Source organism: Knoellia sp. p5-6-4 (genome assembly GCF_029222705.1).
Lineage (GTDB): Bacteria > Actinomycetota > Actinomycetes > Actinomycetales > Dermatophilaceae > Pedococcus_A.
The window spans coordinates 375,129-401,512 of the sequence record NZ_JARGZF010000001.1 but is presented as its reverse complement, the minus strand read 5'-3'; the positions used below and the strand labels follow the sequence as shown (position 1 = coordinate 401,512).

General features: G+C 71.2%; 21 protein-coding genes. 17 read left to right on the top strand and 4 right to left on the bottom strand.

Translation table 11 applies throughout. From position 1 onward, the window contains the following. Nucleotides 1–2: 2 nt before the first annotated feature. The 16 genes from ftsW (at nucleotide 3) to P2F65_RS01880 (ending at nucleotide 20,851) form a co-directional block, all read left to right on the top strand. Nucleotides 3–1,271, top strand: a complete 1,269-nt coding sequence (gene ftsW / locus P2F65_RS01955) for a putative lipid II flippase FtsW (protein WP_275803626.1) — start codon at nucleotides 3–5, stop codon at nucleotides 1,269–1,271. Then, nucleotides 1,268–2,380, top strand: a complete 1,113-nt coding sequence (gene murG / locus P2F65_RS01950) for an undecaprenyldiphospho-muramoylpentapeptide beta-N-acetylglucosaminyltransferase (RefSeq protein WP_275803625.1) — start codon at nucleotides 1,268–1,270, stop codon at nucleotides 2,378–2,380. The genes ftsW and murG overlap by 4 nt, the downstream gene beginning before the upstream one ends. Next, nucleotides 2,377–3,813 carry a UDP-N-acetylmuramate--L-alanine ligase gene (gene murC / locus P2F65_RS01945; RefSeq protein ID WP_275803623.1) on the top strand — a complete coding sequence of 479 codons (1,437 nt, stop codon included), beginning with the start codon at nucleotides 2,377–2,379 and terminating at the stop codon, nucleotides 3,811–3,813. The genes murG and murC overlap by 4 nt, the downstream gene beginning before the upstream one ends. Beyond that, nucleotides 3,810–4,559 (top strand): FtsQ-type POTRA domain-containing protein, encoded by a 750-nt coding sequence (locus P2F65_RS01940; protein WP_275803621.1) that lies wholly within the window; start codon nucleotides 3,810–3,812, stop codon nucleotides 4,557–4,559. The genes murC and P2F65_RS01940 overlap by 4 nt, the downstream gene beginning before the upstream one ends. A 333-nt stretch (nucleotides 4,560–4,892) precedes the next feature. Continuing rightward, nucleotides 4,893–6,197 (top strand): cell division protein FtsZ, encoded by a 1,305-nt coding sequence (ftsZ, locus tag P2F65_RS01935; RefSeq protein WP_275803620.1) that lies wholly within the window; start codon nucleotides 4,893–4,895, stop codon nucleotides 6,195–6,197. Between the two features lie 120 nt (nucleotides 6,198–6,317). Then, nucleotides 6,318–7,043: a peptidoglycan editing factor PgeF gene (pgeF, locus tag P2F65_RS01930; RefSeq protein ID WP_275803618.1), complete on the top strand. Its 726-nt coding sequence runs from the start codon at nucleotides 6,318–6,320 to the stop codon at nucleotides 7,041–7,043. Then, on the top strand, nucleotides 7,040–7,741 hold the full coding sequence (locus P2F65_RS01925) for a YggS family pyridoxal phosphate-dependent enzyme (protein WP_275803616.1): 702 nt from the start codon (nucleotides 7,040–7,042) through the stop codon (nucleotides 7,739–7,741). The genes pgeF and P2F65_RS01925 overlap by 4 nt, the downstream gene beginning before the upstream one ends. A gap of 61 nt (nucleotides 7,742–7,802) precedes the next feature. Continuing rightward, nucleotides 7,803–8,288 (top strand): cell division protein SepF, encoded by a 486-nt coding sequence (gene sepF, locus P2F65_RS01920; RefSeq protein WP_275803614.1) that lies wholly within the window; start codon nucleotides 7,803–7,805, stop codon nucleotides 8,286–8,288. A 43-nt stretch (nucleotides 8,289–8,331) separates the two neighbouring features. Continuing rightward, nucleotides 8,332–8,619, top strand: coding sequence for a YggT family protein (locus P2F65_RS01915; RefSeq protein WP_275803612.1), 288 nt, complete (start codon nucleotides 8,332–8,334; stop codon nucleotides 8,617–8,619). 86 nt (nucleotides 8,620–8,705) lie between these two features. Beyond that, nucleotides 8,706–9,773 carry a DivIVA domain-containing protein gene (locus tag P2F65_RS01910; RefSeq protein ID WP_275803610.1) on the top strand — a complete coding sequence of 356 codons (1,068 nt, stop codon included), beginning with the start codon at nucleotides 8,706–8,708 and terminating at the stop codon, nucleotides 9,771–9,773. 186 nt (nucleotides 9,774–9,959) lie between these two features. Beyond that, nucleotides 9,960–11,057, top strand: coding sequence for a TraR/DksA C4-type zinc finger protein (locus P2F65_RS01905; protein ID WP_275803608.1), 1,098 nt, complete (start codon nucleotides 9,960–9,962; stop codon nucleotides 11,055–11,057). Next, on the top strand, nucleotides 11,030–11,641 hold the full coding sequence (gene lspA / locus P2F65_RS01900) for a signal peptidase II (protein ID WP_275803606.1): 612 nt from the start codon (nucleotides 11,030–11,032) through the stop codon (nucleotides 11,639–11,641). The genes P2F65_RS01905 and lspA overlap by 28 nt, the downstream gene beginning before the upstream one ends. After that, nucleotides 11,634–12,557, top strand: a complete 924-nt coding sequence (locus tag P2F65_RS01895) for an RluA family pseudouridine synthase (protein ID WP_275803604.1) — start codon at nucleotides 11,634–11,636, stop codon at nucleotides 12,555–12,557. The genes lspA and P2F65_RS01895 overlap by 8 nt, the downstream gene beginning before the upstream one ends. Before the next feature lie 228 nt (nucleotides 12,558–12,785). After that, entirely contained in the window at nucleotides 12,786–16,349 is a 3,564-nt protein-coding gene (gene dnaE / locus P2F65_RS01890; protein ID WP_275803602.1) for a DNA polymerase III subunit alpha, read from the top strand. Between the two features lie 65 nt (nucleotides 16,350–16,414). Continuing rightward, nucleotides 16,415–18,568, top strand: coding sequence for a S9 family peptidase (locus P2F65_RS01885; RefSeq protein ID WP_275803600.1), 2,154 nt, complete (start codon nucleotides 16,415–16,417; stop codon nucleotides 18,566–18,568). A gap of 129 nt (nucleotides 18,569–18,697) precedes the next feature. Then, a complete protein-coding gene (locus tag P2F65_RS01880; protein ID WP_275803598.1) occupies nucleotides 18,698–20,851 on the top strand; it encodes a SpoIIE family protein phosphatase in 2,154 nt (717 codons plus the stop codon). 47 nt (nucleotides 20,852–20,898) lie between these two features. Here P2F65_RS01880 and P2F65_RS01875 read toward each other — a convergent pair whose 3' ends face one another. The 3 genes from P2F65_RS01875 to raiA all read right to left on the bottom strand — a co-directional run bounded on the left by P2F65_RS01875 (nucleotide 20,899) and on the right by raiA (nucleotide 22,649). Beyond that, complete coding sequence (locus P2F65_RS01875) at nucleotides 20,899–21,300, bottom strand: hypothetical protein (protein ID WP_275803595.1); 402 nt, start codon at nucleotides 21,298–21,300, stop codon at nucleotides 20,899–20,901. Nucleotides 21,301–21,397: 97 nt separating this feature from the next. Then, nucleotides 21,398–21,844, bottom strand: coding sequence for a nitroreductase family deazaflavin-dependent oxidoreductase (locus tag P2F65_RS01870; RefSeq protein ID WP_275803593.1), 447 nt, complete (start codon nucleotides 21,842–21,844; stop codon nucleotides 21,398–21,400). A gap of 10 nt (nucleotides 21,845–21,854) precedes the next feature. After that, on the bottom strand, nucleotides 21,855–22,649 hold the full coding sequence (raiA, locus tag P2F65_RS01865) for a ribosome-associated translation inhibitor RaiA (protein WP_275803590.1): 795 nt from the start codon (nucleotides 22,647–22,649) through the stop codon (nucleotides 21,855–21,857). Between the two features lie 397 nt (nucleotides 22,650–23,046). Between raiA and P2F65_RS01860 the strand changes: the two genes are divergently transcribed. Beyond that, on the top strand, nucleotides 23,047–24,168 hold the full coding sequence (locus tag P2F65_RS01860) for a PP2C family protein-serine/threonine phosphatase (RefSeq protein WP_275803588.1): 1,122 nt from the start codon (nucleotides 23,047–23,049) through the stop codon (nucleotides 24,166–24,168). Nucleotides 24,169–24,176: 8 nt separating this feature from the next. Here P2F65_RS01860 and P2F65_RS01855 read toward each other — a convergent pair whose 3' ends face one another. After that, entirely contained in the window at nucleotides 24,177–26,294 is a 2,118-nt protein-coding gene (locus P2F65_RS01855) for a SpoIIE family protein phosphatase (protein ID WP_275803586.1), read from the bottom strand. Nucleotides 26,295–26,384 lie beyond the last annotated feature (90 nt).

Sequence of the window (26,384 nt, the reverse complement as noted above, 5' to 3'; positions counted from 1 at the left end):
CCGTGAGCAGTGCCACAGCCTCCGCGGGGAAGGCACGCCACACCGAGACCGGCCGCGTGTCCGCCTGGCTGCAGCGCCTCGAGTCCCCGGTGACCACCTACTACGTGCTGCTCAGCGTCACCGCGGTGCTGGTGGTCATCGGACTGATCATGGTGCTGTCCGCCTCGGCCATCGTGTCGTACAAGAGCAGCGACTCCTCCTACACGATCGCGATGCGCCAGGCGCAGTTCGCGGTGGTCGGAGCCGTCTTCATGGCCGTCGCCTCGCGCATCCCCGTGTCCCGGTGGAAGCTGCTGGCCGTGCCTGCGCTCCTCGGGGCGATGGCGCTGCAGCTGCTCGTGTTCACCCCGCTCGGCAAGAGCGTCAACGGCAACACCAACTGGATCGGCGTCGGCTCGTTCACCCTCCAGCCGTCCGAGTTCGGCAAGCTCGGGCTCGTCCTGTTCGGAGCCGCGGTGCTGACCCGCAAGCGCAAGCTGCTCGGCAGCGTCAAGCACGTCGTGGTGCCCTACCTCTTCCCCTTCGCCGTCGTGGCGATCGGGCTCGTGCTGCTCGGGCACGACCTGGGCACCGTCATCGTCATGTGCGCGGTCGTGGCGGCCGTGCTGTTCACCGCAGGCGTCTCCTGGAAGCTGTTCGCAAGCGGCATCGTCGCCTTCACGCTCATGGCCGGGGCCATGATCCTCACCAGCCCCAACCGGCTCGCCCGCTTCGACGTGTGGCTCGGCCGCGACACCGACCCGTTCGGCGCCGCCCGCCAGCCCCTCCACGGCCGGTACGCACTGGCCGACGGGGGCTGGTGGGGCGTCGGCCTGGGCGCCAGCCGCGAGAAGTGGCAGTGGCTCTCGGAGCCGCACAACGACTTCATCTACGCCATCATCGGCGAGGAGCTCGGCCTGCCCGGCACCCTCGTGGTGCTCGCGCTGTTCGCCGCGCTGGCGCTGGTCTGCTACCGCATCGTCCTGCGCACCGACGACTTCTTCATCCGCGTCGCGACCGGCGGCGTCATGGCATGGATCGTCGTGCAGGCCATGGTCAACATCGGCGCGGTGATCGGCCTGCTGCCCGTCATCGGCGTCCCGCTCCCCCTCGTCTCCTCCGGTGGTTCATCGCTGGTGACGACGATGCTGGCCCTGGGGATGCTGCTGTCCTTCGCCCGCAGCGAGCCCGGCTGCGCCGAGGCGCTCGCCGCGCGGCCCTCGGTGGTGCGCCGCTCGCTCGCCGTGCTTCCCGCCCTGTCCGTCGGCCGAGCCCGGAAGGGGGACCGGTGACCGCTCTTCCCCCCTCGGTGCTGCTGGCTGGTGGGGGGTCGGCCGGCCACGTCTCGCCCCTGCTCGCCCTCGCCGACTGCCTGCGCCGTCGTGAGCCGGAGATCCGAGTCACCGCGCTGGGCACGGAGCAGGGCCTCGAGGCCCGGCTGGTCCCGGCGCGCGGCTACGAGCTTCGCACCATCCCGAAGGTGCCCCTGCCGCGCCGGCCCTCCGGTGACCTCGCAAGGCTTCCCCGCAACCTGCGGGCCGCGGTCGACGCCGCCGGCCGGGCCATCGACGAGACGGGTGCCGAGGTGGTGGTGGGCTTCGGCGGCTACGTCTCCACGCCGGCATACCTCGCCGCCCGCCGGCGCCGCATCCCGATCGTCATCCACGAGCAGAACGCCCGGCCCGGCCTCGCGAACCGGCTCGGGGCCCGCTTCACCCGGCACGTCGCCACGACCTTCGCCTCCACCGCCCTGCGCGGAGCCACGGTGGTGGGAATGCCGTTGCGGCAGGAGATCGCGATGCTCGACCGGAGCGCCCGACGGGGGGAGGGGCTCGACGCCTTCGGCCTGGACCCGCAGTGGCCCACGCTGCTCGTCACGGGCGGCTCGCTCGGTGCGCAGCGGCTCAACCACGCCTTCCAGGAGCGGGTCGACGCGTTGCGCTCGGCCGGCATCCAGGTGCTGCACGTCACCGGGCTGGGCAAGGAGTTCGAACCGGTCTCGGAGGTCTCCGGCCCGCCGTACGTCGTCGCGGCCTACGCCGACCACATGGAGCTGGCGTATGCCGCGGCCGACCTCGTCGTGGCCCGCGCCGGGGCAAACACCGTGTGCGAGCTGACCGCCGTGGGCCTTCCCGCGGTCTACGTACCGCTGCCGATCGGCAACGGCGAGCAGCGGTTCAATGCCGCCGACGTGGTCGCCGCCGGCGGCGGCATCCTCGTCGACGACGCGGCCTTCACCCCTGAGTGGATCGACACCCACCTCATCCCGCTGATGAGCGACGCCGACCGCCTGCACACCATGGGCGAGGCAGCGGCGGGGGTGGGGGAGCGCGGGGCCGACGAGCTGCTCGCCGACATGGTGGCCCGTGCCTTCGCCGAGTCCTCGAGGAGCCGTCGATGAACGGCGCCAACTCCCGCTTCGACTTCCGGGCCCCGGTGCCCACCCTCGACAAGCTCGGGCGTGTGCACTTCATCGCCATCGGCGGTGCCGGGATGTCCGGGGTCGCGCGGGTCATGCTGGCCCGTGGCTGCGCGGTGAGCGGCTCGGACGCGAAGGACTCGCCCGTCATGGCCGCCCTGTCGGCCGAGGGTGCCGACGTGCACGTCGGCCACGACCCCGCGCATCTCGAGGGCGTCGACACGGTGGTCATCTCGTCAGCGATCCGCGAGGGCAACGTCGAGCTCGCCGCTGCCCGCGAGCGTGGGCTGCGGGTGCTGCACCGCTCGCAGGCGCTGGCCAGCACGATGGCGTCCTCGCGCCGCGTTGCCGTCGCCGGCGCCAACGGCAAGACCACGACCACGTCGATGCTCACGGTCGCGCTCCAGCACTGCGGCGCCGACCCGTCGTTCGCCGCGGGCGGTGAGCTGGCCAAGCACGGCACCAACGCCCACTGGGGCACCGGCGAGGTCTTCGTGGCCGAGGCCGACGAGAGCGACGGGTCGTTCCTCGTCTACCGCCCCGAGGTCGCCGTGGTCACCAACGTCCAGCCCGACCACCTCGACTTCTACGGCACCTTCGAGAACGTCAAGGCCGCGTATGCCGAGTTCGCCGGCTCCGTGCAGGCTGGCGGCCTGCTCGTGGCCTGCCACGACGACCCGGGCTCGCTCGCCCTCGCCGAGGGCGCGCGTGAGGCGGGTCTGCGGGTGCTCACCTACGGTTGGGCCACCGGGGCGGACGTCGTCCTCGGCGAGCCGGTCACCCACGGGCTCATGGGGAAGGTGCCGCTGCGCGACGCCGATGGCAGGTCCTGGGACCTGCGTGTCAACATCCCTGGCCGTCACAACCTGCTCAACGCGGCGGCGGCCTTCACCGCGGCGACGCAGGGCCTCGGCCAGGACCCGGCGAGCGTACTCGAGGGGCTCTTCTCCTTCACCGGAACGCGCCGGCGGTTCGAGCCCAAGGGCACCGCGGCCGGGGTGAGCGTGGTCGACGACTACGCCCACAACCCGGGGAAGGTTGCCGCCGTCGTGGAGACGGCCGCCGAGCTGGTCGGCGAGGGCCGGCTCATCGTGGTGTTCCAGCCCCACCTGTACTCCCGCACCCGTGACTTCGCCAAGGAGTTCGCCGCCGCCCTCGCGCCCGCCGACAGCGTGGTGCTCATGGAGGTCTACGGCGCCCGGGAGGACCCGATCCCCGGGGTCTCCTCGGAGCTGATCGTCGACGAGCTGCGCGCGCTGCGACCCGGTGCCGACGTCGAGGTGGTCTCGTCCTGGTCCGCGGTGGCAGGGGAGGCTGCCGGCCGCGCCCGCCCCGGCGACCTGGTCATGACCGTCGGCGCCGGTGACGTCACCATGCTCGGGCCGGAGATCCTGCGGTCCCTCCAAGGCGCATGAGCGGCCGCGCAACCCTGCCCCAGCGGGGGCTCGCGTCCTCCCGTGCGCGCTTCCAGCACCGCGCCGACCAGGTCCGGCGCCGGCCGTGGCGGCTGACGGCCTGGGCGGTGGGGACGGTCCTCGTGCTGGCCGGCCTGGTCTGGCTGGTCGCCTTCAGCCCGGTGCTCGCCGTGCGCGCGGTGGAGGTGGTGGGCGTCCCCTCGGCCGAGGTCGCACCCATCACCCGTCTGGCGGCGGTGCCCATGGGCACGCCCATGGTCCGAGTGGACGACGCGGCGATCGCCGACCGGGTGCGGCAGCGGGCCACGCTGGCCAACGTCTCGATCGAGCGCTCGTGGCCGAGCACCCTGGTGATCCACGCGAGCCCGCGAGTTCCGGTGCTGGTCGCCAAGAACCCTAAAGGTCAACTTCACGTTGTGGATTCGCGCGGGGTGGCGTACGCCCAGGTCCACACCGCACCCAAGGGCGTGCCGATGGTCGACGCGGCCTCCGACGACGCCCTCTCGAAGGACGCCCTGCTCGCGGCCGTCGACGTCATGGAGGTGCTGCCACCGGCGCTGCAGAAGCAGACCACCAAGGTGACCGTGAGCGGCGCCAACCTGGTGACCCTGCGCGTCCGTGGGGCCACGGTCGTCTGGGGCGGCGTCGGGCAGCCCGAGAAGAAGCTGACGGTGATGGTCGCGTTGCTCAAGACGCGTCCGAAGCTCATCGACGTCAGTGCGCCCGACACCCCTGTGACCCGTTGACGAGATTCTGGAGCGCGTCTGGCCGCCGCCCCGGTTGCGGGGCCGGAGGAGCCTCGATGTAGAGTGACGGTAGAGGCTTGTGTGGCTGTTGTGACATGCCATCCGCAGTCGGGCAGGGGTCCGCCAAAAAGTCCGTCCACCAGTCTCGCGACACGCGGGTGCGGCGGTTGCTTGCCCCACCCCTTGCGCATAGCGTCTGCGACGGCAGGGTTGACATAATTCTAACCCTCTAGTGGACACTGAGACTTTTGCTCGGCGTTACCGCTCGGGGCTGCAAGTGCGATCGTGCCGGCACGAACCACCCAGAAACGCTTTCAGGAGAGGCCCACCGACGTGGCTGCACCACAGAACTACTTGGCCGTCATCAAGGTCGTCGGCATCGGCGGTGGTGGCGTCAATGCCATCAACCGCATGATCGAGGTTGGCCTGAAGGGCGTCGAGTTCATCGCCATCAACACCGACGCACAGGCGCTCCTCATGAGCGACGCCGACGTCAAGCTCGACGTGGGCCGCGAGCTCACGCGGGGTCTCGGCGCCGGCGCCGACCCCGAGGTCGGCAAGAAGGCCGCGGAGGACCACGCGGAGGAGATCGAGGAGGTCCTCAAGGGGGCCGACATGGTCTTCGTGACCGCCGGCGAGGGCGGCGGCACCGGCACCGGTGGCGCCCCCGTCGTCGCCAAGATCGCCAAGGGCCTCGGGGCGCTGACCATCGGTGTCGTGACCCGCCCGTTCACCTTCGAGGGCCGCCGCCGGGCCAACCAGGCCGAGTCGGGCATCCTCAACCTCCGCGAGGAGGTCGACACCCTCATCGTCATCCCGAACGACCGGCTCCTGTCGATCAGCGATCGGGCCGTCTCCATGCTCGACGCGTTCCGCAGCGCCGACCAGGTGCTGCTCTCGGGCGTCCAGGGCATCACCGACCTGATCACCACGCCCGGCCTGATCAACCTCGACTTCGCCGACGTCAAGTCGGTCATGCAGGGCGCCGGCTCGGCCCTCATGGGCATCGGGTCCTCCCGCGGCGACGACCGCGCGGTGCAGGCCGCCGAGCTCGCGATCTCCTCGCCGCTGCTCGAGGCCAGCATCGACGGCGCCCACGGTGTGCTGCTCTCGATCCAGGGCGGCAGCGACCTCGGCCTCTTCGAGATCAACGAGGCCGCGCGACTGGTGCAGGAGGCGGCTCACCCCGAGGCCAACATCATCTTCGGCGCAGTGATCGACGACGCGCTCGGTGACGAGGTCAGGGTGACCGTCATCGCCGCCGGCTTCGACGGCGGGGCGCCGATCAAGCGCAACGACGAGCGGGCCATCGGCCAGATCCAGGGAGCCACCCAGCGCACGCAGCCGCCGGCCCCCGTCCAGCAGCCGCAGCAGGTGCAGGCCCAGCAGCGCCCGCAGCAGCAGGTGCCGATGTTCCCGCCGGCCCAGCAGCAGCCGGCCCCGCGGCCCGCCCCGCAGCAGGTGCCCCAGCCGGTGCAGCACTCGAACGGCCAGGCGCAGCCGGTCTCGGGCAACGGCCAGGCCGGTCACCCCGCCCCCGCGGTGCAGCCGGCCCAGCAGGAGCAGGCGGCGCGGCCGCCGCGCACCGTCACGTTCGACGACGCCGACGAGCTCGACGTGCCCGACTTCCTCAAGTAGCACCCAGCGCGCCGTCGTCCGCGACGGTGGTGAGGCCGCCCGGAGTCATCCGGGCGGCCTCCTCGTTGTCGGTGGTGTGCGCGGGCCGCGCGTCACCCCGGGTGTCATACGGTGTCGCCTGTGTTCTTCTGGCGTGAGCGTTCCGGACCCCTCGAGTGGGGCTTCACCGACCGGGAGGGTGGCCGCAGCGGCGCACCCTTCGGCTCGCTCAACCTCGGCGGCCACGTCGGCGACGAGCCCGAGGCCGTGGCTGCGAACCGCGAAGCCCTCGCCGGGGCTCTTGGCCGCAGGGTCGAGGAAGTGCTCTACCTCGACCAGTGCCACGGGTCCGAGGTCGTCGTGGCCGACGGTCCGTGGCGGGGCGGGCAGGCGCCGGTGGCGGACGGCGTGGTCACGGCCACTCCGGGCCTGGCCCTCGCCGTGCTCGTCGCCGACTGCACCCCGGTGCTGCTGGCCGACACCGAGGCCGGGGTGGTGGGCGCGGTGCACGCCGGGCGCCCGGGCATGACCGGCGGCATCGTCGACCGCGCGGTGACGGTGATGCGCGAGGCCGGTGCGCGCACCATCACCGCTGCCGTCGGCCCGTCGGTGTGCGGGCGCTGCTACGAGGTGCCGGCGCAGATGCGCGACGCGGCGGCCGAGGTCTCGCCCGAGACCTGCGCCGTCTCGTGGACGGGCACGCCGGCCATCGACGTCGCCGCGGGGGTTGTGTCGCAGCTGCGCGCCAACAACGTTGCCGTGCAGTGGGTTCCGGGCTGCACCCGGGAGTCCTCGCGGCTGTACTCGTACCGGCGGGACCGCCAGACCGGCAGGTTCGCCGGCGTGGTGCAGCTGGTGGCGGCGTGACGCGGCGCGACGAGCTGGCGGCCGGACTGGCAGGGGTCCGCGGACGCATCGAGCGGGCCTGCGCCGCCGCGGACCGCAGCCCTGACGACGTCGAGCTCGTCGCGGTGACGAAGTTCTTCCCGGCCACTGATGCCGACCTGCTCGCCGAGCTCGGCGTGCGGCACGTGGGGGAGAACCGCCACCAGGAGGCGGTGGAGAAGGTGGCGCGGCTGCGGCACCGCGACCTGCTCACGGTGCACTTCATCGGTCAGCTCCAGACCAACAAGGCGGCGGCGGTCGCGGAGTATGCCGACGTCGTCCAGTCCGTGGACCGGCTGCGCCTCGTCGAGGCACTGCAGAAGGGAGCCCACCGCGCGGGCAGGCGCCTCGGCGTGCTGGTGCAGGTCTCGCTCGACGAGGGCGACCACGAGGGGCGCGCCGGCGCTCGGCCCGAGGACGCCCCGCTGGTGGCGGACGCGGTCGCGCAGGCGCCGGACCTCGAGCTCCTCGGCGTGATGGCGGTCGCGCCGCTCGGCGCCGACCCGGCACCCGCGTTCGGCCGGCTGCGAGAGGTGGCCGACGGCATACGGGCGACGCACCCGCGGGCCACGTGGGTCTCGGCGGGGATGAGCGCCGATCTCGAGGCCGCCATCGCCCACGGGGCGACACACCTGCGTGTCGGCAGCGCAATCCTCGGATCTCGTCCGTCACTTCGGTAACTTCAGGCGCGAACCCGATCGTTCTCGTGAACGACCGCACGACAGACCAAAGGGAGCTCTCATGGCAGGGGCGCTGCGCAAGACGATGGTGTACCTCGGGCTCGCTGAGGACGACGAGCGCTACGAGGGCTACGACGAGTACGACTACGACGAGCCCCACCGCGAGGCGCACCGCGAGCCGCAGCAGGAGCGCTCAGCTGCCGTCACGCCGCTGCCCCAGCGCACGCCGGTGGCTGCAGTCGTGCGCGACGTCGAGGTCGGCGGGCTGAACCGGATCACGACGATCCACCCGCGCACCTACAACGAGGCCAAGAACATCGGTGAGAGCTTCCGCGACGGGACGCCGGTGATCATGAACCTCTCCGACATGGACGACGCCGACGCCAAGCGCCTCGTCGACTTCGCCGCCGGTCTCGTCTTCGGCCTGCACGGGTCCATCGAGCGCGTGACCTCCAAGGTGTTCCTGCTCTCGCCGTCGCACGTCGAGGTCTCCGCCGAGGAGGGCTCGAGCGCCGTCCCTGCTCGCGGCCTGTTCAACCAGAGCTGACCCGCCCACCCGGGCCCCCGACTGACGTGGCACGCTGACCGCCATGAGACTCGGCGTCGTCGGCAGCATCCTCGACTTCCTGCTGTACATCTTCTTCGTGCTGCTCATCGGCCGGCTGATCCTCGACTGGGTGCAGGTGTTCGCCCGCGAGTGGCGGCCACGCGGCATCATGCTGGTCATCGCCGAGCTGATCTACTCGGTGACCGACCCGCCGCTGAAGGCGATTCGCAGGGTCGTGCCGCCCCTGAGCCTGGGGTCGGTCCGCATCGACCTCGCCTTCCTCATCCTGATGCTCGGGGTCTCCATCCTCATGGGGGTCATCCAGAGCTGAGCGGCCATCCAATAGGGTGAAGGGCGCCCCAGTCTCTGGGATGCTTGCGACTGCACTGCTTCTGACCTGCCAACCGAGGTGACTACATGGCGCTCACGCCCGAGGATGTCCTCAACAAGAACTTCACGCCGACCCAGTTCCGCCGGGGCTATGACGAACGCGAGGTCGACGACTTCCTCGACGAGGTCGTGGCGGAGATGCGTCGTCTCATCAAGGACAACGACGACCTCCGCGAGCAGCTGAACGAGTGCCGCCAGAGCAAGGGCATGGCTCCGGTCGCCAAGCCCGACGCGCAGGCCGAGGCCCGCAAGGCCGCCGCCGCGAAGGAGGCCGAGGCGGCCCAGGAGAAGGCTGCCGCCCAGGCCCAGGAGCGCATCGCGACCCTGCAGGCGCGTGCCGAGGAGGCCGACAAGGCCGCCCAGGAGCGCATCGCGGCCGCCACGCGCCGCGCGGAGGAGGCCGAGAAGGCAGCGCAGGAGCGGATGCGCGTGGCGGCGGAGCAGCAGGCTGCTGCCGAGCAGCGCGCTGCCGAGGCCGCCCAGGCCCAGCAGCAGGCCCAGCAGCACGCCCAGCAGCACGCTCAGCAGCTGGCCCAGCAGGCCGAGGCCCAGCAGCAGGCTCGGGCCCAGCAGGCCCAGTCCGCACCGGTCGAGACTGCCTCCGAGCTCGGTGCGGCCGCCGCCGGCGGCGGCGCGAGCGCCGCCAGCCTCATCGCGCTGGCGCAGCGCCTGCACGACGAGCACGTCGGTGAGGGCGAGGCCACCCGTGACCGGCTGATCTCCGAAGGCCAGGCCCGCCACGACGAGCTCGTGGAGTCGGGACAGGCGCGCCACGACGAGCTGCTGGTCACGGCGCAGACACGCCACGACGAGCTGATCAAGGACGCCACGACGCGCCACGAGCAGATGATCACCGAGGCTCGGGAGCGCTCCACCGGCATGGTGCACGAGGCGCAGCAGAAGAAGGCCCAGATTCTCGAGCAGCTCAACCGCGAGCGCGGGCTGCTCGAGAAGAAGATCGAGGAGCTGCGCGGCTTCGAGCGCGACTACCGGGCGCGCCTGAAGTCCTACATCGAGGGCCAGCTCGAGCAGCTCGACCACACGGGGGTCGACCTCGAGCCCAAGCGCGAGGGGCAGGACGAGCAGCAGGGCTGAGCAGCCTCCCACGCAAGCAGTCGCCAGAAGGCGCCGACCGGCACGGATGTGCGCGGTCGGCGCCTTCGGCGTTTTTGCGCAGAACCCAACGCGTTTTGCCGTTGAGTACCGGCGCCCCAGGATCTATCCTCGCGGGACCTGACCGCGCTCGTGGGGACGGGCGCACTGCGACCCAAGGGGCCTGCTATGGCTGCACGGACGGCTGACGCCGCCGGGACGAGGAGTGGCACGAACGCGTCGAAGAAGGTCTCGCCGGCCAGTGCCGTGGCGAAGAAGGCGCGCTCTGCGGTCAAGGCCGCGGTGAAGAAGGCAACGTCGTCACGCCCAGGGGCCAACGCTTCGACGGCTGCGACACTCGCCGCCACGAAGACCACGGCCAAGAAGGCCACGACGAAGACCACGGCCAAGAAGGCCACGGCCAAGAAGACCGCGGCGACCAAGAAGGCGGCCCCGGCCAAGAAGACCGCGGCGGCCAAGAAGGCGGCCCCGGCCAAGAAGACCGCGGCGACCAAGAAGACCGCGGCGACCAAGAAGGCGGCCCCGGCCAAGAAGACCGCGGCGACCAAGAAGGCGGCCCCGGCCAAGAAGACCGCGGCGACCAAGAAGGCGGCCCCGGTCAAGAAGACCGCGGCGACCAAGAAGGCGGCCGCGGCCAAGAAGACCGCCCCGGCCGCGAAACCCGGTACCAAGGCCCCTACCCCCACAACGGGTCGGGCCGGTACCACTACCGCTACCAAGGCCGCAGCCACCCAGGCTCCTCCTGGAAAGAAAGCCGCTCCCATGAAGAAGACGACGCCCGCCAAGAAGGCCGCCCCGGCCGCACCCGTCAAGAAGGCCACTGCGGCAAGGAAGAGCGCAGCCGCCGGCCGGTCCAAGCAGCCCGCCGCAGCGGCGACGCTCCGGGTGCGCGAGGACGAGACGCCGTGGACCGCCAAGGAGCTCGCCGAGGTGCGGGCCTCCATCGAGGCCGACGTGGCGCACCTGCGCGAGGAGATCAAGGTGGCGGAGGCCGACCTCGTAGGGCTCATGCGGGACGGAGGTGACGGGGCGGGTGACGACCAGGCCGACGCCGGAGCCATGACGTTCGAGCGCGAGCACGAGATCTCCGTGGCCAACAACGCCCGCGAGATGCTCATCCAGAACCTCCACGCGCTCGAGCGCCTCGACAACGGCACGTACGGGATCTGCGAGTCCTGCGGCAACCCGATCGGCAAACTTCGCCTTCAGGCCGCTCCTCGTGCGACCCTATGCATGCCATGCAAGATGAAGCAGGAGCGCCGCTGATCGCTGCGCACGACGAGACCACCCCGCCCGAGCAGACAACCGACACCTCCGCCCTTCAGCGCAGCCGGCTCTTCGCCGTCCTCGGAGGCACCGCCGCCGTGGTGCTGCTGCTGGACCAGCTGAGCAAGCTGTGGGCGCTGCGCTCCCTGACCCCCGGTGACCCGGTCGACCTCGTCGGCTCGCTGATCCGGCTCAACCTGATCCGCAACCCCGGGGCCGCCTTCTCCATCGGCACCGGGGCGACGTGGGTCCTGACGCTCATCGCCTGTGGCGTGCTCGTCTTCATCCTCGTCACCGCGCGGCGCCTCGGCAGCACCGCTTGGGCGTGGGCGCTCGGCCTCCTGCTCGGTGGGTCGCTGGGCAACCTGGCCGACCGCGTCTTCCGCGAGCCCGGTCCCGGCCGCGGCCACGTGGTGGACTTCATCGACTACTTCGGCTGGTTCATCGGCAACGTCGCCGACATCGCGATCGTGGGCGCCGCCGGTGTCATCGCGGTGCTGGCGACGATGGGCATCGGCGTCGACGGCGCACGGCCCGAGCACGGCAGGCACGAGGCAGGCAGGCACGAGGCCGACCATGAGTGACACCCGCACCCTGTTCGTCCCCGACGGGCTCGAGGGGGAGCGGGTCGACGCCGCGCTGGCGCGCCTGTTCGGGGTCTCGCGAACCCGCGCGGCCGACCTCGCCAAGTCCGGTGACGTGCAGCTCAACCACCAGCCGGCCGGCAAGTCCGACCGCGTCGCGGCCGGCGACCTGCTCGAGGTCACCCTCCCGGCGGTCGACGCGAGCCCCACCTTGAAGGTCATCGCCGAGCCCGTGCCGGGCATGACGATCATCCACGACGACGACGACATCGTGGTGGTCGACAAGCCCGTCGGCGTCGCCGCCCACCCGAGCGTCGGCTGGACCGGTCCCACCGTGGTGGGCGGGCTGGCAGCCGCCGGCTACCGGATCGCCACGTCGGGCGCCAGCGAGCGGCAGGGCGTCGTCTCGCGCCTCGACGTGGGCACCAGCGGCCTGATGGTGGTCGCCAAGAGCGAGTACGCCTACAGCCGCCTCAAGCAGGCCTTCCGGTCCCGCACGGTCGACAAGACCTACCACGCCCTCGTGCAGGGCCTGCCCGACCCAGTCGTGGGCACCATCGACGCGCCGATCGGCCGCCACCCGAACCACGACTACAAGTTCGCCGTGATGGAGTCCGGCAAGCCGAGCGTGACGCACTACGAGGTCATGGAGGCGTTCCGGGCGGCGTCCCTCATCGACATCCACCTCGAGACGGGCCGCACCCACCAGATCCGGGTGCACTTCGCGGCGCTGCACCACCCGTGCGTGGGCGACCTGACCTACGGGGCGGACCCGAAGCTCGCGGCCCGGCTCGGCCTGGAGCGGCAGTGGCTGCACGCAGTGGGCCTCGGGTTCGAGCACCCGGGCACGGGGGAGTACGTCAGCTTCACCAGCCCCTACCCGGCAGACCTGCAGAAGGCGCTCGACCTGCTCTGAGAGGCGCGGGTGTGCCGCGTGGCCCAGCCGCGCGGCATACCTGTGCCTCTATCGGGTGACCCGATGAACAGGCACTTGCCCTCCGGTGGCACCTCGGGTGAGGCGCACCTCTATCGGGTGACCCGATAAAGGTCCCGGCGACCTGCAGGGGCGCTCTCTGCGAGACCTGGGCGACACTCGAGGCGACACGCCGAAGGGTGTCGGCGCGGCGGCTTATGATCGTCGACGATGTCAGCACAGCCCGCCTCGCCCTCGTCCAAGGACAGCTTCGTCCACCTGCACGTCCACACCGAGTACTCGATGCTCGACGGGGCGGCGAGGATCGACGACCTGTTCACGACGGCGGCCGAGATGGGCATGCCCGCAGTGGCCACCACCGACCACGGGTACGTCTTCGGGGCCTACGAGTTCTGGTCCAAGGCGCGCAAGTACGGCGTGAAGCCGATCATCGGCGTGGAGGCCTACCTGACGCCGGGCACGCACCGCACCGACAAGACGCGGGTCAAGTACGGCGACGGCGGCCGCGACGACGTCTCCGGCTCGGGTGCCTACACCCACATGACGCTGCTGGCGAAGAACAACAACGGCATGCACAACCTCTTCCGCATGTCGAGCCTGGCCAGCCTCGAGGGCTACTACTTCAAGCCCCGCATGGACAAGGAGCTGCTCCAGACCTACGGGCAGGGCCTGGTCGCCACCACGGGCTGCCCGTCCGGCGAGATCCAGACCCGCCTGCGCCTGGGCCAGTGGAAGGAGGCCGTGCAGGCGGCCTCGGACTTCCGTGACATCTTCGGCGCCGAGAACTTCTTCTGCGAGCTGATGGACCACGGCCTCGGCATCGAGCGCCAGGTGCAGAAGGACCTCATCCGCCTTGCCCGCGAGCTGAACCTGCCGCTGGTGGCCACCAACGACCTGCACTACACCAGGGCCGAGGACGCCAAGGCCCACGCGGCGCTGCTGTGCGTGCAGTCCGGCTCGACGCTGATGGACCCCAACCGGTTCAAGTTCGACGCCGACGACTTCTACCTCAAGAGCCCCGCGGAGATGCGCCACGTCTGGCGCGAGCTGCCGGAGGCCTGTGACAACACCCTGCTCATCGCCGAGATGTGCGAGGTCTCGTTCACCGAGGGCGAGGGCCGCTACATGCCGCGCTTCCCCTGCCCGCCGGGGGAGAACGAGGAGTCGTGGTTCGTCAAGGAGGTCGAGAAGGGCCTTCACGAGCGCTTCCCCGAGGGCGTGCCCGACTACGCGCGCAACCAGGCGAAGTTCGAGATCGACGTCATCGTCAGCAAGGGGTATGCCGGGTACTTCCTCGTCGTCGCCGACTTCATCCAGTGGGCGAAGAACAACGGCATCCGGGTGGGCCCGGGCCGTGGCTCGGGCGCGGGCTCCATGTGCGCGTACGCCATGAAGATCACCGACCTCGACCCGATCCCGCACGGCCTGATCTTCGAGCGCTTCCTCAACCCCGAGCGCATGTCGATGCCCGACTTCGACGTCGACTTCGACGAGCGCCGGCGGGGCGAGGTCATCAGGTACGTGACGGAGAAGTACGGCGAGGAGCGCGTCGCCCAGATCGTCACCTACGGCACCATCAAGGCCAAGCAGGCCGTCAAGGACGCCTCGCGCGTCATGGGACACCCCTTCTCCATGGGCGAGAAGCTCACCAAGGCCATGCCGCCGGACGTCATGGGCAAGGGCGTGCCCCTCTCGGGGATCTACAACCCCGAGCACCCCCGCTACGGCGAGGGCCTGGAGTTCCGCCAGCTCGTCGAGGCCGAGCCCCATGCGAAGGAGGTCGTCGAGACCGCGTTGGGCCTCGAGGGCCTGAAGCGGCAGTGGGGCGTGCACGCGGCCGGTGTCATCATGTCGAGCGAGCCGCTCATCGACGTGATCCCGATCATGCGCCGCGAGCAGGACGGCCAGATCATCACCCAGTTCGACTACCCGAGCTGCGAGACGCTCGGGCTGGTCAAGATGGACTTCCTGGGCCTGCGCAACCTCACGATCCTCGACGACGCCATCGAGAACATCCGCGCCAACCGCGGCGAGGAGATCGACCTCGACGCGCTGTCCAAGGACATGACCGACCGCGCCACCTTCGACCTGCTCGGCCGCGGTGACACCCTCGGCGTCTTCCAGCTCGACGGCGGCGGCATGCGCTCGCTCCTGCGACTCATGCAGCCCGACAACTTCGAGGACATCTCGGCGGCGCTCGCGCTCTACCGCCCCGGCCCGATGGGCGCCAACGCGCACACCAACTTCGCGCTGCGCAAGAACGGCAAGCAGGACATCGACTACATCCACCCCGAGCTCACCGAGGCGCTCGAGCCCATCCTGGGCATGACCTACGGCCTGATCATCTATCAGGAGCAGGTCATGGAGATCGCGCAGAAGCTCGCGGGCTACACCCTCGGCAACGCGGACCTGCTCCGGCGCGCGATGGGCAAGAAGAAGAAGGAGGTGCTCGACGCCGAGTACGTCAACTTCGAGAGGGGGATGCTCGACAACGGGTACTCCAGGGAGTCGATCAAGACGCTGTGGGGCATCCTCCTGCCGTTCTCGGACTACGCGTTCAACAAGGCGCACACCGCCGCCTACGGCCTGGTCTCCTACTGGACCGGTTACCTCAAGGCCAACTACCCGGCCGAGTACATGGCCGCTCTGCTCACCAGCGTCCGCGACGACAAGGACAAGTCGGCGCTGTACCTCGGTGAGTGCCGCCGCATGGGCATCAAGGTGCTCCCGCCCGACGTCAACGAGTCGGTCGCCAACTTCGCCGCGGTCGGCACCGACATCCGCTTCGGCCTCGAGGCCATCCGCAACGTCGGCCGCAACGTCGTCGACGCCATCGTCGCCGCCCGCGAGGAGAAGGGCCGCTTCACCTCATTCAAGGACTTCCTCTCCAAGTGTCCTGCGGTGGTGTGCAACAAGCGCACGGTCGAGTCGCTGATCCGCGGCGGCGCCTTCGACGGGATGAGCGAGACCCGCCAGGGCCTCGCCCGGGTGCACGAGGACTACATCGACCACTTCATCGACATCAAGCGCCAGGAGGCCATCGGGCAGGACTCGCTGTTCGGCGGGTTCGGCGACGACGACGCCGGTGGGGACGCCTTCGACGTGTCGGTGCTGCCCCCGATCCCCACGACCGAGTGGGACAAGCAGACCCTGCTCGGCTTCGAGCGCGAGATGCTCGGCCTCTACGTCTCCGACCACCCCCTCTTCGGCATCGAGCACGTGCTGAGCCAGCACGCCGACACCTCGATCGCCTCGCTCATGGGCGAGGACGGCAAGCCCGAGGGGTCGACCGTCCAGATCGCCGGGCTCATCACCGGCCTGCAGGTCAAGCGCACCAAGAAGGGCGACCTCTGGGCGATCGTCACCGTGGAGGACCTCGAGGGCGCCATCGAGTGCCTGTTCTTCCCCTCGGCGTACATGACCGTCTCGACGATGCTCGGCCACGACAAGGTGGTGGCGGTCAAGGGCCGGGTCAACCGCCGTGACGACTCGGTCTCGATCTACGCCTCCGACCTGATCCTCCCCGACATCACCGACGGCCCGCGCGGTCCCGTGGTGGTGACCATGGAGACGACCCGGGCGACCACGGGCAAGATCGAGCAGCTCAAGAACGTGCTCAGCTCGCACCCGGGCTCCACGGAGGTGCACGTCCGGCTCAGCCAGGCGGGCCGGTCCGTCCTGATGAAGCTCGACGACAGCTACCGGGTCAACGCCACCGAGGCGCTGTTCGGCGACCTGAAGGTCATCCTCGGCTCGCGCTGCCTTTCCGGGTAGCCGCCCCGCCGCCCACGCAGGGAGCGATGGCCGGGCCGCCGAGCCCCGCGGCATACAGTGCTCCCATGCCGACCCCGCCCTCCGCGCCCCGCCGCGAGCACGTCCGCGAGCACCACGGCGACCGCGTCATCGACCACTACGAGTGGCTCCGCGACAAGTCCGACCCCGAGGTCATCGCGCACCTGGAGGCCGAGAACGCCTATGCGGAGGAGATGACGGCGCACCTCGAGCCGTTGCGGCAGGCGCTGTTCGAGGAGATCCGGTCCCGGACGCTGGAGACCGACCTGAGCGTGCCGGTGCGCAGCGGCGGCTGGTGGTACTACACACGCACGTTCGAGGGAGCGCAGTACGCCGCCCACTGCCGGGCGCCCGTCAGCGCACACCCCAGCCGTCCCGAGCCGGAGCCGGGCAGCGAGGTCGAGGGCGAGCAGGTCCTGCTCGACGGCAACGTCGAGGCGCAGGGCCACGACTTCTTCTCGCTCGGGGCGCTCACCGTGAGCGCCGACCACCGGTGGCTCGCGTATGCCGTGGACACCCAGGGCGACGAGAGGTTCGCCTTGCGCATCAAGGACCTCGACACCGGTTCCGTGGTCGACGAGGCCGTGACGCAGATCGGCTACGGCTGCGCGTTCTCCCTCGACGCGAACCACGTCCTCTACACCCGGGTCGACGAGTCGTGGCGCCCCCATCAGGTCTGGCGCCACGAGGTGGGCACCCCGGCGGAGCAGGACGTGCTGGTCTACGAGGAGGTCGACCCGCGGTTCTGGATGGGTGTCGGCACCTCGCGCGACGACCGGTGGCTGATGATCGGCATCGGCTCCAAGACCACCTCCGAGGTGCGGCTGCTCGACGCCGCCGACCCGACGGCTGAGTTCCGCATCGTCGCGCCTCGCCGTGAGGGCGTGGAGTACGAGGTGGAGCCGGCCCGTGACCGGCTGCTGATCGTGCACAACGCCGACAACCCCGACTCGGACCTCGCCTGGGCGCCGCTCGACTGCACCAGCCACGAGCAGTGGCGCCCGCTGCTGGAGGCCGAGAAGGGCGAGCGGTTCCAGGGCGTCGACGCCTTCGACGACTTCGCCGTGCTGTCGCTGCGCCGCGACGGGCTCACGGCGCTTCGCCTGCTCCCGCGCGACGAGACGGCGGAGGCCGGCTTCGGCGCGGGCCACGACCTGCCGTTCGACCAGCCGGTCTACCAGGTCGGTCTCGGCGACAACCCGGAGAGCTCGACGCCGAGCATCCAGGTGGTGTTCGAGTCGATGGTCACGCCGAAGACGGTCTCCGACTACGACGTCGCAAGCCGCGGCTTCACCGTGCTCAAGCGCCAGGAGGTGCGTGGCGGCTACGACCCCGAGGACTTCGAGCAGCGCCGCGAGTGGGTGACCGCCCGCGACGGCACCAAGGTGCCGATGTCGCTCGTCTACCGACGGGGCACCGAGCCGGACGGCACCCACCCGGGCATGCTCACGGCATACGGCTCCTACGAGGCGTCCTCGGACCCGTACTTCTCCGTGGCGCGGCTGTCCCTGCTGCAGCGCGGATTCGTCTACGCCATCGCGCACGTCCGCGGGGGCGGCGAGATGGGCCGGGCGTGGTACGACCAGGGAAAGCTGCTCGCCAAGAAGAACACCTTCACCGACTTCGTCGACTGCGCTGCGCACCTGGTGGACTCCGGCTGGGTCGCGCCGGACCGCCTCGCGGCAGAGGGCGGCTCGGCCGGCGGGCTGCTCATCGGCGCTGCGGTCAACCTTGCCCCCGACACGTTCCGGGCGGTCCACGCCTCGGTGCCCTTCGTCGATGCGCTCACCACCATCCTCGACCCGAGCCTGCCGCTCACGGTGGTGGAGTGGGAGGAGTGGGGCAACCCGCTCGAGGACCCGGAGGTGTACGCCTACATGAAGGAGTACACGCCGTACGAGAACCTCCGCCCGGTGCGGTACCCCGCGGTGCTCGCGACGACGAGCCTGAACGACACACGCGTCTTCTTCACCGAGCCGGCCAAGTGGGTGGCCCGCCTGCGGGAGACGGTCACCAACGACCCGGCGCAGCGGCCCATCCTCCTGCGCACCGAGATGGTGGCCGGCCACGGCGGAAAGAGCGGCCGCTACGACGCCTGGCGGCAGGTCGCGTGGGAGTGGGCCTTCCTCATCGACCAGGTCGCCCCGGAGGCCGCGCGCCGAGCACCGGTGACGGCAGGTAGCCACCCCCCGCGGAGGTGACGGAACTGGCGGATCTGGCAAGTCCGGCGGATCTGTCCATAACGTCGCGCGGGTGACGCGGCGGGTCTACTCTCGTCTGGGAAGCAGGGGCCTGTAAGGGGTGGGCTTTTCGTGGAACGAGGCGCCGCGATGACCGCAGCGGAGCTGCTGCGCGCCCGGGACTGGTCGACCACCGGGCTCGGCCCGCGCTCGCGCTGGCCGGCCGCCGTCGAGCACGTCGTCGCCACGGTCATGGAGTCGCCGCTGCCGCTGTGCTACCAGCACGGCCCGACGCTGGACATGGTCTACAACGACGCGTTTGCCCACATCCTCGGCGTCAAGCACCCGGACGTCTTCGGCCTCCCCACGCGGGAGGCGGTCGCCGAGGTGTGGGAGCAGCCCAACGTCGGCGCGGCCTTCCTGCGGGTGCTCGAGACCGGCGAGTCGTTCCTCGAGCACGGAGTGCGCCTGACACTGCGCCGTGGGCGACCCACGCCCTACCGGCTGGACGACGGCTACTACACGCGAGCGGCCTCCCCGGTCCGTGACGACACGGGCGCGGTGATCGGTGTGCTCCACATGGTGCTGGAGACCACCGAGGGCGTCGAGCGGATCCGTGAGCTCGCCGGCCTGGCGGGTTCCCTGTCCGTGGCCGCCACCGTCGACGACGTCTGCAAGGTGGCCCTGCAGCACGCCTCCCTCACGCTGCCGGTGGTGGAGGTCCTGATCTGCCTGCCGGAGGAGTCCGGAGGCGGTCAGTCGCCGGGGGAGCTGCGCGTCACGCGTCACCGGCTTGAGGACGTGGTCTCCCCGCTGGAGGAGCGTCTGCCGCTCATCTGGACGGCGCTGAGCGGTGATGAGCGCCTGGTCGTGCAGCGGGCGCTGGCCGGTGGCGGCGTCGCCCAGCACGACGACCTCGTCGTGGTGCCCATGCCGACCGACGGCCACATGGGAGCCGTCGTCCTGCGCCTGGAGAGGCTGGACGGACCCCATGACCCGCTCGCTGCGGATGCCCGCACCATGCTGTCCTCCGCCGCCGCCCTCGTGGGCCAGGCAATCGCCCGTGCCCAGCTGCTCGACCGCGAGCGCAGCACGGCGGAGCTGCTCCAGCGGGCCCTGCTCCCGCAGCTCCTGCCGCAGTCGCGCTCTTTCGCCCTCGCCGGGCGCTACGAGCCCGTCGCCACCGGAGCGGTCGCCGGCGGCGACTTCTACGACGCGTTCTCCATCCCGGACGGCCGCCTCGTGCTGGTGATCGGAGACGTCATGGGCCGGGGTGTCGCGGCCGCGACGGTGATGGGGCAGATCCGCGCGGGTGCCCGGGGCGCCGCGATCTCCGACCCCGAGCCGGACTCGGTGCTGTCGACCCTCGACGAGATGGTGGCCGGACTCGACCAGCTCTGGCCCGACGCGGTGTCGACCGGGCAGTCCCACGACCGGGCCGGGCGCGGTTTCGGGGGAGGCTTCGGCGGCGAGCTGTTCGTCACCATGCTCTATGGGCTGCTCGACACCCACACCGGAGAGCTCACCCTGGCGAGCGCCGGGCACTGCCCACCGGCCCTGGTGCCGTCAGCGCGGCCAGGCCAGGCCGGGACCGGTCCCGGACCGCGGCCGCACATCGTCGACCTCGTCACCGGGCCGCCTCTCGGCCTGGGCGGCCCACGCCCCGTCCAGACCATCAAGCTCGACGTGGGGGAGGTGCTGCTCACCTTCACCGACGGCCTGCTCGAGCGCCGCTCCAGCACCCTCGGCGACGGTGAGCGCCGGCTGCTCGAGGTGCTGGACGCGGTGTCCTCGGACAACCCGCGCAGCGTCTGCCAGGCGGTCCTCGAGGCGATGGCCGCCTCAGGGGGCTTCGAGGACGACTGCGCCCTGCTCGCGGTGGGGCGCACCTCGCTCGAGCACCGTCGGGCGACCCTGATGGTGCCTCCGCTGCCGGAGGCCGTGCGCCCCGCACGCGACTGGGCACGAAGCCAGCTGATGCTCTGGGGAATCCAGGAGGACGCGCAGTTCGCCGTGGTCACCGGCCTGTCGGAGCTGGTCACGAACGTGGTGCTGCACGCCGGCACCGACGCGCACGTCAGCCTGGAGCTCGATGGGTCCCGGCTGACCTGCAGCGTCAGCGACACGGGCAGTCGCGGGCTGCCCACAACCGCGTCCCAGGGCGGTTCGGCCACCCGAGGGAGGGGGCTGCGGCTGGTGCAGAGCATCAGCAGCGCCTTCGGCTCGCACCGCACCGCCAATGGGGCCACGGTGTGGTTCGAGGTGGAGGTCGGGGCGACCTCGCCGGGTGACCGCTGGGAGTGACGCAGCACGCCCTGCCGGTGCAGCACCCGTGCCGCCCCCGCGACAGCTCAGCCGGTCAGCCCGGCCTCGCGTGCGTGCAGCTCGGCGATGGTCGCCTTCGCCTCCTCGAGGTCCTCGTAGAGCTCCGAGGCTCCCCGGTACTCGGCCGTGAAGCCCACGACGTAGTCACCGCTGATGCGGCCCACGACCTGGCCTGAGGCGTCCGAGAGGACGTAGAGCCCCGCGCGCTGGCGCGTGATCAGCAGTCCATCGGCCTCGGCTCCCTCGAGGCCCAGGAGGCGCTCGGGAGGCGGGAGTCGTTCCGTGGTCGGGACGTGGCGCAGGTCCTCGGCGGCGGGAAGCACCTCGGCGCCGAAAACGTGGTCACCACTGCGTGGTGCCCGTCGCCACGTGATCCTGGACACCCTGTGGCTGATCGCGCGCATCGTGACCCCCTGCTTGATCGACACGCTGACGGCCGCTGCCGCCCCCGTATGCTGCGATTCAAGAAAGAGTAAAGACAAAGTAAAGAAAAGGGAAGAGGTCCCGAGGGTTCACGCCTGCCGCTCAGGCGGCCGACATCCGCCGAGCCTGCGTGATCGGGAACCGGGCGAACCTGTCGATCCGGAACCGCTGCCAGGCACGGCGGTGGCGCGCGTCGAGAAGGGGCAGCGCCTCCTCGGCGTCGAGCAGGACCGGCACGCCCACCTCGAAGGTCTCGCCCTGGAACTGGATCGTCGCGCCACCGGCGGCAACGGCATTCCTCAGCCAGTCCACCTGCTCGCCGTAGGGCAGGGGCACGACGAAACCCTCCGGCACCGGGACGGCCACGACCGGGGTGGCGTAGCGCCGGCCGCTGCGCCGGCCCACGTGCCGCAGCACCGCGGCATACCAGTGCCGTCGTCCTGCCATGGTGAGCATGGCGGGGTTCAGCACCCGCTTGTTGAAGGCCCTGATGGCGTCCCGCACCCGGTGCGTGGAGGGACTCGGAACCCGACTGGCACGTGCGTCCACCGCCGTCGCCTCACATCTCAGCCGGCGTGATGAGCCCGTAGTGGCCGTCGTACCTCAGGTAGAGCAACCGCCCCCGCCCGGTGTCGGGGTCGAGGTAGAACAGGAACGGCTCGGCGGAGACGTTGAGCCGCCCGATCGCCTCGGCCTCGGACAACGTGGGGGCGGCGCCGGCGAAGGTCACCAGGGTGTCCTGCTCGGCATGAGGCACCACGTCGCCGACGATGGCGAACCGGCCGTCGCCGTTGCGGTAGACGACGGCGTCCTTGCCCGACTGCAGGTCGGTGAACATGTAAAAGTCGTGCCCGAGCAGGTCCATGTCGAAGGCGGCCTCGTCCGGTGTCAGCTCCTGGAGGGCAAAAGACTTGCGGCGCAGGACTTCTCGCTCTTCGGGCGGGCGGGGGAAGAAGGACTCACGGCGGCTGGGCAGGTCGCCGTGGCGCCACTGGTGGGCGCTGGACTCGCCGATCCAGCGGTGCCGCGTCCGCAGACGGTCCGCGTGCTGGACGATGTTGCGCTCGAGCTTCTCCTCGAGCTGGTCGACCGCCGCGAACATGTCGGCGGCCACGGCGTGCGCGCGGACGCGGGTGCCGTTGAGATCGAACACCGCCTCGGCGCGGGACTTTCGCTGCACGGCTGGGTCGGCGGTCGTCGTCAGCACCACGTGGGCTGCGAGGATCGGCTCACGGGCCAAGCGGGTGACGTGTTCGACCTTGTCCCTGGCGTAGTCGGCCGCGCCGGTGGGCACATCGCCGCGTTGCGTGACCTCGACGGGCGCAGGGTCCGCGGTGGTCCTACGCGCTGACATGGTCGCCTCGGTGCTGAGTGGCTGCGGTGTGGAACACCTCGCTCACCTCCATCGGTGCTGGGCCCGGCACGGGGCCGGCCCCGGGTGGCTGGTCTTGCAGGCTCCCTCCACGCTAGGCAGCACCCGCGCGGCGCAGCCCGGGCCGATGGTCCCGGCTTGGCCGATGCCCGGATATCGTCGCGGGCGTGCCGGACGCCTCTAACCTCACGCCCGGGCAGCGAGTGGTGCTGCAGCGGCGTTCCAGGCTCAGGGGCACCGGATGATCGCAGATGCTCTCCGGACCGGGTGAGTTTGGGGGAGCATGGAGGTGTTGGAACGGGTGCCCGCTCGAGGGGGCGCTCGTCCGCCCTCCGGTCTCCCCACCGGGGGGTCGGTCCGACCAGACGGGTGACACCTCGTGAACAGCGCAGACCGCGGCACCAGGACCGGAGTGCTCGTGGCCTGTGTGTGGCTGGTCGTCCTGGTCCTGGTCGACCTCGCCGTCAGGTCACCGTCGGTGAACTTCTCACCGCTCTACGCCCTGGCCCCGTTGTCCGCCTGCGCCGTGCTGCCGGCGGCGATGACTGCCACCTTCGCGGCGGCAGCCCTGGGGCTGACGGCCGCGTCACACGCGTGGAACGAACAGTGGGGCGAGCCACAGATGTGGGTCCGGCTCCTGGACGTCGCCCTGGTGGGTGCGGCGGCGGTCGCGATCGCCGAGGTGCGCGTGCGCAGGGAGGCGCGACTGGCGAGGGTCGAGCGCATCGCAGAGGTGGCGCAGCGGACGATCCTGCCTCTCATCCCGGCGCGGGTGGGCTCGGTCTCGGCCGCGGCGCGCTACCTGTCCGCGGCCGAGGACACGCTCGTCGGCGGCGACTTCTACGACTGGTTCCACTCCGAGCGCCGCACCTGCTTCTTGGTCGGCGACGTCCGAGGGAAGGGCGTGGGCGCTGTCGAGCAGGCCGCCCGGGTGATCCGGGCGTTTCGCCAGTCGGCAGCTGCTGGGGAGGACCTGGCCACGATCGCCGGACAGATGAGTGCCTACCTCGTGCCGTTCTTCGACGACGAGGAGTTCGCGACGGCCGCCCTGCTCGAGGTGGGCACCAACGGCCAGGTGACGCTCGTCGACTGCGGGCATCCCGCCCCGCTCCTCGTGCCCCACCGCGGGATGGCCGGCTTCGTCGAAGCCCCGGTCTGCCTGCCGCTGGGCCTCGGCACGACCTATGAGGCAACCTCGGTGTCGTGGTCTCCCGGCGACCGGTTGCTGCTCTACACCGACGGCCTGAGCGAGGCGCGTGACGGGCACGACGAGTACCTGCCGGTGGCGGAGCTGACGCCAGTGCTGGGGGAGCGGGCCATCGAGGACGCCCTGGACGCGGTGCTCGACCAGGTGCGGGAGCACGTTCCGGACGGCCGTCTCGCCGACGACCTGGCGGTGCTCCTCCTCGAGAACACCGGCGTGGAGCCGCCCCGCCGGAGGGACGCGCGTGACCACCTCGCCTTCGAGGCGTCGGCGAGGCGCCTGGAGGCCACCTGGTGAGAGACGGGTCAGTGGGGGACCAGCGCCCCCGTGACGCCGTCCCTGTCATCGGCCCCACTCACCGGGTGGGGATCCCTGTCGCACACGGCGGCGAGCAGACAGGTGTCGTCCGCCCTGGCTGACCCCCGCAGCAGGGCGTCCTCCACCTTCTGGCAGACGGCTTCGGCGGTGGTCCGCCGGTGCCCGGCGAACACGTCGGCCAGCGCCGCGAGTCCGTCGTCGATGGAGCGAGTGCGGTCCTCGACGAGGCCGTCACTGTAGAGCAGCAGGGCGCACTCCGGGCCTAGGCGCACCGTGCCGTTGCTGAACGTCGCTCCCTGCTCCACGCCGAGCATGAGGCCGGCGGGTTCGTCGAGGTATGCCGTGCCGTGGGCCGTGGTCACGAGTGGCGGCGGGTGGCCGGCGTTGGCGAAGGTGAGCTCGCCGGTGGCCCGGTTCAGGATGGCGCAGAACACCGTCGCCAGCGCTTCCGGGAGGAGCCGCACCAGCGCGTTGTTCGTGCGCTCCAGCACGAGCGCCGGGTCCGGGTGGTCCACGGCGTAGGCGCGCAGGGTGTTCCTGATCTGGTTCATGGCAGTGGCCGACGCGAGGTCGTGGCCCACGACGTCCCCGATCACGAGGCCGAACCTCTCGCCGCCCAGGGGGAACGCGTCGTACCAGTCGCCGCCCACACCGACGCCCTCGGTGGCGGGGAGGTAGCGGACGGCCAGGTCGAGTCCCGGGGTTGCCGGCAGCCGCTCGGGAAGCACCGAGCGCTGGAGTGTCTCGGCGACACCGTGCTCGCGCGCGAAGGCCTCCGCGTTGGCGAGCCCGACCGCGAGCCGGCGCCCCAGCTCCTCGACGACCCGCACGTCGGCCTCGGTGAACGCGGCCACGGGGCGCGTGCGGCCCACGAGCAGCACCCCGAGCCTGCGACCTGAGACGTCGAGGGCGACCGAGATGGTGCTGTCGTGCCGGTCGAGGAGCTGGCTCTGGCCGGTGCGGAGCGTGTGCTGCAGCGCGGTGACCTCGTCGGTCGTGAGCTGCCCCTCGGGCGACGACGACGGGGTCCGCTCCTCCGGCGCGCCGAGCCGCTCACCGGCGGCCAGGTGGAGGGCGCCGTCGCTGCCGGGCACGAACACGGCGGCGAAGTCGGCGAGAGCGGGCACCACCAGACGCGTCGCGTGCTGGAGCAGGTCGTCGCTGTCGCCGGTCGCGGCGACGAGCGCTCCTGCCCGCAGCAGGAGCTGCAGCCGGTCCTCCGCCTCCTCGGCGTCGGTCCGTGCGGCGCGGGCGCTCGCGAGCAGCGCGGCGCGTTCCTCCTCGGCGTGCCGGCGTTCGGACAGGTCGACCACGAAGGTCACCCAGTGCAGCGGGTCGCGGCCGACCACGGCCGCGCCGACGAGCACCGGCACCCGGCGGCCCGAGGAGTGCACCAGCTCCTTCTCGTAGGGCGAGCACGCGCCTCGCTGGCGGAGCTGGGCGATGCCGTCGTCGTCGTGCCCGCTCCACTCCGGCGGCGTCATGGCCCGCCAGCCCACCCGCCCGTGGGTGAGGTCGGCGCGGTCGTGGCCGACCATGGACAGGAACGCGTCGTTGGCCTCCAGGACGCGCCGCTCGTCGGCCAGCACGAAGCCCAGGACGTTGGTGTCGCGCAGACGCCCCAGGAAGCGGTCCCACTCGCGCAGGGCGGCGGCGGCACGGCGCTGCTCGGTCACGTCGGTGAACATCGTGTAGACCCGCTCTGGCACACCGTGGGCGTCGCGTGCCTCGGGCACCGCGGTGACGAGGAGCCATCGCCGTTCGCCCGTCCGCCCGTGCCGCACGCCCATGACGACGTCGCGCACGACGTCTGCGCTGCGCAGTGCCTCCATCGCGGGGTGCTCGATGCCGGGGAACGGTGAACCGTCCTCGTGGACCGCCTCCCACGACGGGTCGTCCGAACGCAGCCCCATGAGAGCCTCGGCAGGTGCTCCGAGGATCTCCGCAGCGGCGGGGTTGACCGTGATGATGGAGCCCTCGGCGTCCTGGTAGACGACGCCCTGCAACATGGTCTCGAAGAGCGTGCGGTAGCGCTCCTCGGCCCCGAGTGCCGGGTGGTCCTCGCTGCGCGGCGGGTCCTCCGGACGTGCTGGAACCGGCTCCATCTGCCCTCCCGTCCAGCGGCCGTCGTCCCGTGGCCCGACCGTAACACCGCGTCCCGACGGGAACTCGGTGAATCGGGAACCCGGAGCCAG

Excerpts from the sequence above, each read along its gene's own strand:
- murC (WP_275803623.1), top strand. The coding sequence starts at position 2,377 with ATGAACGGCGCCAACTCCCGCTTCGACTTCCGGGCCCCGGTGCCCACC.
- P2F65_RS01940 (WP_275803621.1), top strand. The coding sequence starts at position 3,810 with ATGAGCGGCCGCGCAACCCTGCCCCAGCGGGGGCTCGCGTCCTCCCGT.
- sepF (WP_275803614.1), top strand. The coding sequence starts at position 7,803 with ATGGCAGGGGCGCTGCGCAAGACGATGGTGTACCTCGGGCTCGCTGAG.
- P2F65_RS01915 (WP_275803612.1), top strand. The coding sequence starts at position 8,332 with ATGAGACTCGGCGTCGTCGGCAGCATCCTCGACTTCCTGCTGTACATC.
- P2F65_RS01910 (WP_275803610.1), top strand. The coding sequence starts at position 8,706 with ATGGCGCTCACGCCCGAGGATGTCCTCAACAAGAACTTCACGCCGACC.
- P2F65_RS01905 (WP_275803608.1), top strand. The coding sequence starts at position 9,960 with ATGGCTGCACGGACGGCTGACGCCGCCGGGACGAGGAGTGGCACGAAC.
- lspA (WP_275803606.1), top strand. The coding sequence starts at position 11,030 with ATGCAAGATGAAGCAGGAGCGCCGCTGATCGCTGCGCACGACGAGACC.
- P2F65_RS01895 (WP_275803604.1), top strand. The coding sequence starts at position 11,634 with ATGAGTGACACCCGCACCCTGTTCGTCCCCGACGGGCTCGAGGGGGAG.
- dnaE (WP_275803602.1), top strand. The coding sequence starts at position 12,786 with ATGTCAGCACAGCCCGCCTCGCCCTCGTCCAAGGACAGCTTCGTCCAC.
- P2F65_RS01885 (WP_275803600.1), top strand. The coding sequence starts at position 16,415 with ATGCCGACCCCGCCCTCCGCGCCCCGCCGCGAGCACGTCCGCGAGCAC.
- P2F65_RS01880 (WP_275803598.1), top strand. The coding sequence starts at position 18,698 with ATGACCGCAGCGGAGCTGCTGCGCGCCCGGGACTGGTCGACCACCGGG.
- raiA (WP_275803590.1), bottom strand. The coding sequence starts at position 22,649 with ATGTCAGCGCGTAGGACCACCGCGGACCCTGCGCCCGTCGAGGTCACG.
- P2F65_RS01855 (WP_275803586.1), bottom strand. The coding sequence starts at position 26,294 with ATGGAGCCGGTTCCAGCACGTCCGGAGGACCCGCCGCGCAGCGAGGAC.